Source organism: uncultured Bacteroides sp. (assembly GCF_947632445.1).
Classification (GTDB): Bacteria; Bacteroidota; Bacteroidia; order Bacteroidales; family Bacteroidaceae; genus Bacteroides.
Map to the genome: position 1 here is coordinate 71,947 of NZ_CANRPM010000006.1, position 9,155 is coordinate 81,101.

Below are 9,155 nucleotides of genomic sequence, written 5' to 3' on the forward strand. Positions count from 1 at the left end.
ATGAAACGAATGTATAAAACAGGATTATGGGCACTGCTCGGCTTGATGTCGGGCATGCTCGCCGCCTGCGACGACAACGACGAGACAGTCTACATCGAACCCGACAACTCGGAGGTGCGGCAATTACAGGTTTCGCCGAAAACGGTGGTCATGGGCTATCTCGATGAAGAGGATTTGATAGTTGCTGTACGCCCTGTGGCAACTGAATGCACATGGGAAGCCTCCGATCCGAAAGTCGCCGATGTCGAACACGATGAGACCGGTTACCACATCCGCCCCGCCGGCCTTGGCGAAACGGACATAACGTTCAAGGCTGGGAAGTACGAAAATACGGTGCACATTACCGTACAAGCCACCATCGTGTGTGACAACCTGATCTTCATGAACCAAGGCGCGACGACTGCTCCCGTGCAGATATTTCCCGAGGGCACTGCGTACAGCATTGAGAGTGCTAACCCTGATGTCGTAACCCCGTCCGAATCGGGCATGGAAATCGTGGCCTCCGCCGCAGGCGCCACGACGATTACAGTAACGGCAGAGGACGGACAAAGCGTTTCCGGCATTCAGGTTGGTGTGCTCTCCCCCGAGAACACGTTCAACGTGCCATCCTCCACGCTCTACAAGTATGCGGGCGCGCCATTGGCACACGGCACCTACGGCTTCGGCGCGTTGGTGCTCTCGCCCACAGGATTGACCTACGACGACCCGACGAACGAATGGACGGGGTCGGAAGGCAAAGCCCTCTTCTTGAAACTGTTCGGCGACGCCGATGGCCATGCCGGCAGCGGGTCGTACACCTCGGTGCTTACGGCAGACGCCGAATCGAACCGATTCTACGTCTCCCCGTCGAAAACGTCGTCGGTCGGCGCTTCGTATGTGTACGACGCTGCCACCGGATCGAAAGCTTATGTTACAGGAGGCACGTTGGAATATACGAACTCGGGTATCGAGGCGAAAATCATCGTAGGGGATGATACTTACCAGTTCAACTATTCAGGTGCTACGCACGAAGAGACGCATGTCTATCCGTATGCGAATTCCAATGGTTTGCGGGAGGATACATGGACCAACGAGCTTTTCACGGGGACGAACTACCTGCTCCTCGATACGGGAGGAACTGTAATCATGGGCGGCTGGACGAATGTGTTCGTCATCAAGATGATCGACGCCGCAGGCAGCAACTATGCCCGATTCGTGTTCCGGGCAGGCTCCGAAAGCGCCAACGGCACCTATAAACGGGACGGCATCAACAATGGCGGCATCGGCAGTTACTTTGTCGCCTCGTGGTTGAGTTCCGCTTTCCTGATCGACGGCACGAGTTGCAGTATTCCGAGCTATGATGACAACATACTGACCGTTGCCAACCACACCGCAGGCACCACGACGATGGATGTGTCGGGAACGTTTCGCTTCGACATGACGGAAACCGTCCCTGCAATCAACGACACCTACCACTATACGGCCATCATCCATCTGAATGTCGCGGGAATGGAATTTACGCAAACATCCAGCACAAGCAACTTCTAAATCCATATAAACGGCTGTCTGCTTGCAATTATTTGCTACGGATTGTTTGCTTGCAGCTGTTATCAATTTACCAAAACTCCCTGCCGTTTGAACGGCAGGGAGTTTTCATATTTGACGCCGTGCTTTTTGACCCCCTGACGAAGTGCTTCGTTTCCTCCTCATACAGCACTGCATGACACCCTCACGAAGCACTGCGTCGGGACTTCAGAAAGTGCTGCGTGGCGGAGTAAGGAGCTTGCATTCATTTCCGGTGCCAAGACGAATGTTAAATCTGTCGGCATTTTCCATCAGCACGATAGCCTTGTCTGGGCGGGAGGACGAGAAAATCTTTATGAACAGGCAGCACTAATCCCTCCCGGTGATACGCCAAACTGCCGTTTGAACGCACTGAAGAAGTGTGAGCGGTTTTTGAAGCCTACCGCCACGTACACATCGGATGGCTTGTTGTTGCCGCTTGATAACAGTTCGTATGCTTTGTCGAGCCGTTTCTTGATGAGCCATTTCTTCGGCGAAAGGTCGCCCACTTTGGCAAAGTCTCGCTTGAAGGTGGCGAGGCTACGCCCTGTATAGGTAGCAAACTCGTCGAGCGTCATGTCCTGCGTGTAGTTGGCTTCCATGAAGGGCAGCAGGTCTATTTTCCACGATTCGTTGAAGTCGAACAGCGTAGGGTAGAAACGCTCGTTTGTGTCGAGTAGGCAGTAAAGGGCTTCCTGCATCTTCAGTCGGATGATTTCGTCTTTCGGCTTGACATTCGCATCCGTGTAAGGAAAGAGCGAGAGGAACAGGCTTTGCAGTGCCGGCGTCTTGGGCAGCAGTAGGGCGGCTTCGCGGATGCGTTTCACATCCTTGGGCAGCGTTGCCTTGTCCAATGTGTTGAAGAAGTCGCGCAGGAAATTGCGCTCGAAGCGGATGCTGATTGCCTTATAAGGAGCATCACCGATGGTGTGTTTCAACAGTTTTACCTGATGGTCACGCTTGATAAAGATGTAATTCCCTGGACTCACTTTCATCCTGTACCCGTTGTCATCCACCACCATCTCACCCGAATAGACGTAGATAAGGACGTGGACGGGCATACGGTATTCCGACAGCATCTCGTGCGGTACAAAACAACTGTACACGATGTCCCAATAGTTATATACTTGCGATTCCTTTAACATAACGGTGCAAAATTAAGAGTTTACCACCATTTGAACAAACTTTTACCCTTGTCAAGCAATGTAATGCGTTGCATTTCCTCATCTGTAAGCACGAAATCTTCTATTTCCCTATTTTCCCGCATCCGCTCGATATGGGTGGACTTGGGAATAATAATGATGTCTTGTTGATAGAGGAAACGCAGGCCGACTTGCGCCACGCTTTTGCCATGCGCACGGGCTATTTCCGTTAAGACGGGTTGAGTGAAGAAGCCGTTACGTCCGGCAGCAAGGGGCGACCATGCTTCCGGTTGCGTACCATAGGATTTCATCAACTTTCGCAGGGATGCTTGCTGACGGAATACATGCGTTTCCACTTGATTGACGGCAGGTATTATCTCTGCTTGCTCCACCAGACGCAAGTAGGCATCGTCAAGAAAGTTTGCCACTCCGATGGCACGCAGTTTTCCTGTACGACAGACATCTTCCATCGCTTTGTAAATCTCAGGCACATCGCCCGTCGGCTCATGTATGAGAAGCAGGTCAATGTAGTCCAAGTTTAAACGCTGCAAAGAGGCATCAATGGACTGTTGTGTGTCCCGATAGCCGGAACATCCCCACAATTTGGTAGTAATGAACACCTCATTGCGAGGCCTACCCGACTTGCGGACGGCTATGCCCACTTCCCTCTCGTTGCCGTAACATTGCGCCGTGTCGATGGAACGGTAGCCCACACTCAATGCTTCATGTACGCACCGTTCCGTCATGCCTGGCGTAATCAGATAGACCCCATAACCAATGCGTGGCATTTCCACGCCGTTATTCAGTGTTACGGATTTTCTCAAATCAATCTCCATAGCCACCATCCACGCAATAGTCACTTCCTGTGATATAGCTTGCAACAGCATCAGATGCAAGGAATAAAACCGTAGGTGCAACTTCTTCCGGCTTTCCGAAACGGCCGAGCGGAATGCCTGCCGTAACACGTGAAAGATGATCAGACTTTTCCTTACCATCGACTCCGAGCTTGTCATATATCGGCGTTTCTATTGGCCCTGGTGATACGGAATTTACACGGATCCCATAAGGGGCAAATTCTTTCGCCCATATTTTAGTGAACATATCTACCGCACCTTTTGCTGCTGTATAGACAGACATGTTCACAAGATGGTTGCGAATGGCCGTCGAACTGATATTGACAATATTACCCTTACTCTCTTTCAACAAGGGCAAGGCTTTCAAAACCAACTCGGCAACAGCACGGACGTTGATGTCAAACGCTTTGTCAAATTCTTCCATTGTTTCTTCCTCAAAGGGATGGATTGGCGACCAGCCTGCATTATTTATCAGGATGTCCAGTTTTCCCCATTTAACCATGATTTCAGAGAGCACATTCTCTATTTCTTTGGTTTTTGTTATGTCTGCGGTCTTATAGGCTATTCTTTTATGTAAACTTGCGGTCTCCTGCAAGTTTTTTTCCGTGCGTCCCACAATCATGACATTAACACCTTCTTCAGCAAGAGTCCTTGCTATTTCCCGACCGATGCCGGAACCTGCGCCTGTTACAAGGGCGATCTTATTTTTCAAATTCAAATCCATAATAATTCATTTAATTGTATATATTCCGAAACTTCTATATAGTTTTTTCTTTCCTTATTTGTTTGTTTCAGTGTAAACCGTTTTACATTTGTTGCGCTCGTTGTACATCTTCCAGTAGCTCTCGGCGGATGATGGTGCTATTCTTCCGTCCGAACTCTTCGTTTGCTACTTGACGGATGCAATGGTAGGCACTTGCTACGTCCACCTGATAATGGTGCATCAGTTCTGCATTGTCCACTTTTCCCGGTTCATCGGACGTGGTGATACCTACATTATAGAAAAGGACACCGGGCGTGCCGAATTCACGTTCTGCCCAATGAAACGCTTCCGTCAGCGTCTCCGGTTTTTACGAATAAGATCTGTTTCATACCTTTCTATTTGTTTTTACGGTTGCAAAGATAAAGCCGAAATAAATGAACTGAGTTGTTGTCCGGTTCAAAGAAATGTTGCCTTGCAGCTCATCTTAGGATATTCTAAAACCAGATTCATTAGGTGTTGTCAAAGAATTTGATATAGTGTCCGATAAACAAGTAGTTTTCTTACTTTTGAGGGTTGATTTTATATCATTTAGCACATTTATCCTACAAACACAGGCTTTGGCAAAGGGAAACGGATGTGTTTCGGTAAAAAAACAAGTAAGCTTGTTTTTCCTCTTTCTACTTTGTATTATCTTTGCGTTCAAATTTGAGATGAAGTATGAAGTTTTCTGAATTACCCCTGAATGACAGCGTTCTTGATGCGCTCGATGCCATGCGCTTTGAAGAATGTACGCCCATACAAGAAAAATCGATTCCAGTAATACTCGAAGGAAAAGACCTGATAGCCGTAGCACAGACGGGAACAGGCAAAACAGCTGCCTATTTACTGCCTATATTAAATCTCCTTTCAGAAGGAGAGCATCCCGAAGATGCCATCAACTGCATCGTGATGTCGCCTACCCGCGAACTGGCCCAGCAGATAGACCAGCAGATGGAGGGTTTTTCTTATTTTATGCCAGTGAGCAGCGTGGCGGTGTATGGAGGCAACGATGGCATCTTGTTTGAGCAGCAGAAGAAAGGGCTTATGCTGGGAGCCGATGTGGTGATAGCAACTCCAGGCCGTCTGATAGCCCACTTGAATTTGGGCTACGTAGATCTTTCCAAAGTGTCCTATTTCATTTTGGACGAAGCCGACCGTATGCTCGACATGGGCTTCTACGACGACATCATGCAGATTGTGAAGTACCTTCCCAAGAAACGTCAGACAATTATGTTTTCTGCCACCATGCCTGCTAAGATACAGCAGCTGGCAAAAACCATCTTGAACAACCCCACAGAGGTAAAGTTGGCAGTATCCAAACCTGCCGACAAAATCATACAGGCTGCCTACGTCTGCTATGAGGAGCAAAAGCTAGGCATCATACGCAGCCTCTTCGCGGACGAGGTTCCCGAACGGGTCATTATCTTTGCTTCTTCGAAAATTAAGGTGAAAGAAGTAACGAAAGCCCTGAAGCAGATGAAATTGAATGTAGGCGAAATGCACTCCGACTTAGAGCAGGCACAGCGCGAATCCGTCATGCACGAGTTCAAGGCAGGGCACATCAACATCTTGGTGGCGACTGACATTGTGGCTCGTGGAATCGACATCGACGACATCCGTCTGGTCATCAATTTCGATGTCCCCCACGACTGTGAGGACTATGTGCATCGCATCGGACGTACTGCCCGTGCCAACAACGATGGTGTAGCCATCACTTTCGTCAGCAAAAAGGAGCAGACCAATTTCTACACCATCGAAAAATTCCTTAAGAAGGATATTTATAAGATTCCTGTTCCGGCTGAACTGGGTGAAGCACCCGAATATCAGCCGCGTAACAACGAAAAAGGTGGACGAGAACGAGGAGGCGGCAAATCGCACAAAGGTGGGCGATAAGGCGATAGCAACAAAGGGGAAAATCTCGTAAGGAATAATATTATATATTATCCTATAAATGAAAATTAGCCTTAGACATCTTTCTTCGGGCTATTTTTATTTAGAAGGCTTTGCGTATCCTCATTTGGAAACCAAGATTGTCGCCATAGATTTTTCCTGTATCCAAACCTAAAGAAGCATGAATCAGCCATGTCTTCTGCCTGTCGGGTATGTATTGGAAAGCGATATAAGCTGAAAAGTTTTCCAAGATGTCGAGCGTAGGTGCCCCATGCGCACCCCATGTGCGATTAAAGGTCATCTTGGCTATATAGTTCCATTTGTCGGAAAATTCGCCGCTCCAACCCACATGCAGAGCTTTTACACGATTATACTTGAACGACATGGTTCCATTTTCATTGTAAATGGGCGAACGGAGCAAGGGATTGCCGTTGGCCATTCCCCAATGGGCCCATCCATGATACAAGCCGTTGTTGTAATAATTGTCACAGCCTCCGGTCTTATGTACAGGTCCGTCTTCAGGTTCGTGAAGTCCATGAAGCGGACCACTCTGGTTGGTAGTCTGTAAAAATTCCAATACGACATTGTTGATAGGACGGAAATGATTGAACTTCAACTCTATACCCCAAAGACCATCCCATCCGTTCTGCTTGCCCATGGCGGAAAAATCATCGAAATAATTATCCAGATAAGCACTGATTGAGAAGTCTTTTCCACGATAGGTACCACGGATCTGTTCGGTTCCTACAAAATTCCCTTGATAGAACAAGGCATCGTTGGCTGGATGATCTTCATCGGCCGCTCCTGGGATAAAAATGCGGAAGTAGTCCTTCAAGCTATTCCCCAGATCGACTTCTTCGCTGCTGGTCACCTTTTGTCCTCCAAACTCTGTATCCAAAGTCATGCCAAAATCCAATTGCCATTTGCCGTCGGGTATTCCGATGCGTACAAATCCCTCTTTGTGATGATATTTGATATTCTTGGTATACCAACCTCCTCTGTCTATATTGGCATGATCTTTCAGCCAATTACTGTCCGTAAACCAGCCGTATGAGATTTCTCCTTTGATGGCCAGACGGGGCAATAGATAAAGATATTCAGGGATACCTATCATGATTTGTGGAATGGGCCTGGAATTTCCCGACCAAGTAAGTTCTCCACTACTCAGGCGGCTGTTGATCAACGGCGCTGTCATCTCTTTGCTTCCGGTAAAAATGCCGAACCATTTGTATCTGAAATCAGCATAAGCCTGCTGGATGCCGGAACTGAAACCTGCGGCTGCAATCACATCCAATCCCCCCTTTACATCCCACTTACCCCATCGGTCATTGTAAAAGACGCCACCACGGATATAGGTACTGTTGTCAAGAGAAGCTAATCCCTGCAGATTGCTCACTTGCCACAAAGGAGTATTATCGCCTGTGCGAACAGTAGCTCCATATTCCACAAAAGAGTTGAGCTTGTTCTGTTTTTGTGCCGTTGCACTTCCAGCGCTAACAAGCAGCAGAAGTGCCAAAAGGATCACTTTCATATACATAAATAAATAAGTATGCTTTAATGTAAGACGGTGCAAAAGTAGGAAAAATACAGTAACTAAATGCTCTTTCATTGATATTTATTGATAAGAAAAACGAAACTTTTGGCTCGTTTATCCAATAATTCTGTTATTTTTGCACCATGATTGAATTGTCCCGACACATAGAAACATTACTATTGGAGAATGATTGCGTCATTGTTCCCGATTTTGGAGGCTTTGTCGCCCATTACAATCCGGCTACTTATATAGAGGAAGAAAATCTTTTCTTCCCCCCTACGCGTACCATTGGTTTTAATCCGCAATTAAAAATGAACGACGGGCTTTTGGTACAATCGTATATGGCCGCCTATGGAACCAATTTTCCCGACGCCACCCGTATGGTAAACAAGGTAGTGCAAAACTTGGTAGCCTGTCTGCACGAGAACGGCAAGGTCGAACTGCCCAACATTGGTGAGATAAGCTATACAATTCATGGAACCTGTAGTTTTTTGCCTTATGACAATCGAATAACCACGCCTGATCTGTATGGACTGGATAGCTTCGAGACAAAACCGCTGGCTGCGTTGCATAAGGCAGAGGTTCGTAACCATCTGCCTGTCCCTTCTGTAGAAACAAGGCCGTTGAAACGTATCAGAAGAAGCAGTTACCATTGGAAACTAAAGCGTTCCTATTTGTCCAACGCTGTTGCCTTTATTGCTGTCATAGCTCTATTTTTCATGTTTTCCACTCCGATAGAAAACACCGAAACCATTCAAGGCAACTATGCCCACCTGCTTCCTACAGAAATGTTTGAACAGCTGGAAAAACAATCGTTGATTGCCACACCTGTCATCGCAACCCAGCCATCAGAGAAGCAACAGAAAGCTCAACGGCAGGCCAAACAATCAGTTGCAACCAAAGCCCAAACATCGAAAGGGGTGAAGCCGATAATTGTTCGCGAAGTGAAAGTTAAAACGAAAGAAAATAAAAAGGCTCCTGTAGTTATCCAACCGGCAGCTGTTGAGGCTTCCCCTGTAGTTAAGAGCATTAAGAAGCCGTATCACATCATTGTAGCCAGTGTGGGTACAGAGAAAGATGCTCACGCAATGGCCGATCAGTTGAAAAAAGAAGGATATGAAAGTGCTTCAGCCATCATCGGCAATGGTAGGATGAGAGTTAGCATCGAATCTTTCTCTACCCAGGCTGAAGCTTATCGTAGCTTGCAGGTTATCCGTGAACAGAAAGCTTATCAGAATGCGTGGGTACTGAAGTATTGAAAGAAAATCATTTAGATTACGAGCGGGAAAATAAATCCAGAGATTTTATGGAAACAAAAAACGCTTGAGGCTTTCCAAGTCCTCAGGCGTTTTTAATTGATTTATCGTTTTATTCAGTTAGTGGTCAATTTAGGGCGTCCAACAGTATACACTCGTCGAGAGACGTTTGCCCATGTTGTTTTTCCCCTGTTG

At 47.2% G+C, this 9,155-nt stretch carries 8 protein-coding genes; 3 read left to right on the plus strand and 5 right to left on the minus strand.

What is annotated here, in order from left to right; all coding sequences use genetic code 11:
- Nucleotides 1-1,527, plus strand: a complete 1,527-nt coding sequence (locus Q0Z70_RS02590) for a hypothetical protein (RefSeq protein ID WP_298072365.1) — start codon at nt 1-3, stop codon at nt 1,525-1,527.
- Nucleotides 1,528-1,856: 329 nt separating this feature from the next.
- Here Q0Z70_RS02590 and Q0Z70_RS02595 read toward each other — a convergent pair whose 3' ends face one another.
- The 4 genes from Q0Z70_RS02595 to Q0Z70_RS02610 all read right to left on the minus strand — a co-directional run bounded on the left by Q0Z70_RS02595 (nt 1,857) and on the right by Q0Z70_RS02610 (nt 4,500).
- Entirely contained in the window at nt 1,857-2,687 is an 831-nt protein-coding gene (locus tag Q0Z70_RS02595; RefSeq protein ID WP_298072367.1) for an AraC family transcriptional regulator, read from the minus strand.
- Nucleotides 2,688-2,707: 20 nt separating this feature from the next.
- Nucleotides 2,708-3,520 carry an aldo/keto reductase gene (locus Q0Z70_RS02600; protein WP_298072383.1) on the minus strand — a complete coding sequence of 271 codons (813 nt, stop codon included), beginning with the start codon at nt 3,518-3,520 and terminating at the stop codon, nt 2,708-2,710.
- A complete protein-coding gene (locus Q0Z70_RS02605) occupies nt 3,510-4,262 on the minus strand; it encodes an SDR family oxidoreductase (protein ID WP_298072369.1) in 753 nt (250 codons plus the stop codon). The genes Q0Z70_RS02600 and Q0Z70_RS02605 overlap by 11 nt, the downstream gene beginning before the upstream one ends.
- 82 nt (nt 4,263-4,344) lie before the next feature.
- Complete coding sequence (locus Q0Z70_RS02610; protein WP_298072371.1) at nt 4,345-4,500, minus strand: hypothetical protein; 156 nt, start codon at nt 4,498-4,500, stop codon at nt 4,345-4,347.
- A gap of 458 nt (nt 4,501-4,958) precedes the next feature.
- Here Q0Z70_RS02610 and Q0Z70_RS02615 point away from each other — a divergent pair, with 458 nt between their 5' ends.
- Nucleotides 4,959-6,173, plus strand: coding sequence for a DEAD/DEAH box helicase (locus tag Q0Z70_RS02615; RefSeq protein WP_298072373.1), 1,215 nt, complete (start codon nt 4,959-4,961; stop codon nt 6,171-6,173).
- A gap of 100 nt (nt 6,174-6,273) precedes the next feature.
- Here the strand turns inward: Q0Z70_RS02615 and Q0Z70_RS02620 are convergent, their stop codons facing one another.
- Nucleotides 6,274-7,701: a capsule assembly Wzi family protein gene (locus Q0Z70_RS02620; RefSeq protein ID WP_298072375.1), complete on the minus strand. Its 1,428-nt coding sequence runs from the start codon at nt 7,699-7,701 to the stop codon at nt 6,274-6,276.
- Nucleotides 7,702-7,847: 146 nt separating this feature from the next.
- Here Q0Z70_RS02620 and Q0Z70_RS02625 point away from each other — a divergent pair, with 146 nt between their 5' ends.
- Entirely contained in the window at nt 7,848-8,963 is a 1,116-nt protein-coding gene (locus tag Q0Z70_RS02625; RefSeq protein WP_298072377.1) for an SPOR domain-containing protein, read from the plus strand.
- The last annotated feature ends 192 nt before the right edge of the window (nt 8,964-9,155 follow it).

Excerpts from the sequence above, each read along its gene's own strand:
- Q0Z70_RS02590 (WP_298072365.1), top strand. The coding sequence starts at position 1 with ATGAAACGAATGTATAAAACAGGATTATGGGCACTGCTCGGCTTGATG.
- Q0Z70_RS02595 (WP_298072367.1), bottom strand. The coding sequence starts at position 2,687 with ATGTTAAAGGAATCGCAAGTATATAACTATTGGGACATCGTGTACAGT.
- Q0Z70_RS02600 (WP_298072383.1), bottom strand. The coding sequence starts at position 3,520 with ATGGAGATTGATTTGAGAAAATCCGTAACACTGAATAACGGCGTGGAA.
- Q0Z70_RS02605 (WP_298072369.1), bottom strand. The coding sequence starts at position 4,262 with ATGGATTTGAATTTGAAAAATAAGATCGCCCTTGTAACAGGCGCAGGT.
- Q0Z70_RS02615 (WP_298072373.1), top strand. The coding sequence starts at position 4,959 with ATGAAGTTTTCTGAATTACCCCTGAATGACAGCGTTCTTGATGCGCTC.
- Q0Z70_RS02620 (WP_298072375.1), bottom strand. The coding sequence starts at position 7,701 with ATGAAAGTGATCCTTTTGGCACTTCTGCTGCTTGTTAGCGCTGGAAGT.
- Q0Z70_RS02625 (WP_298072377.1), top strand. The coding sequence starts at position 7,848 with ATGATTGAATTGTCCCGACACATAGAAACATTACTATTGGAGAATGAT.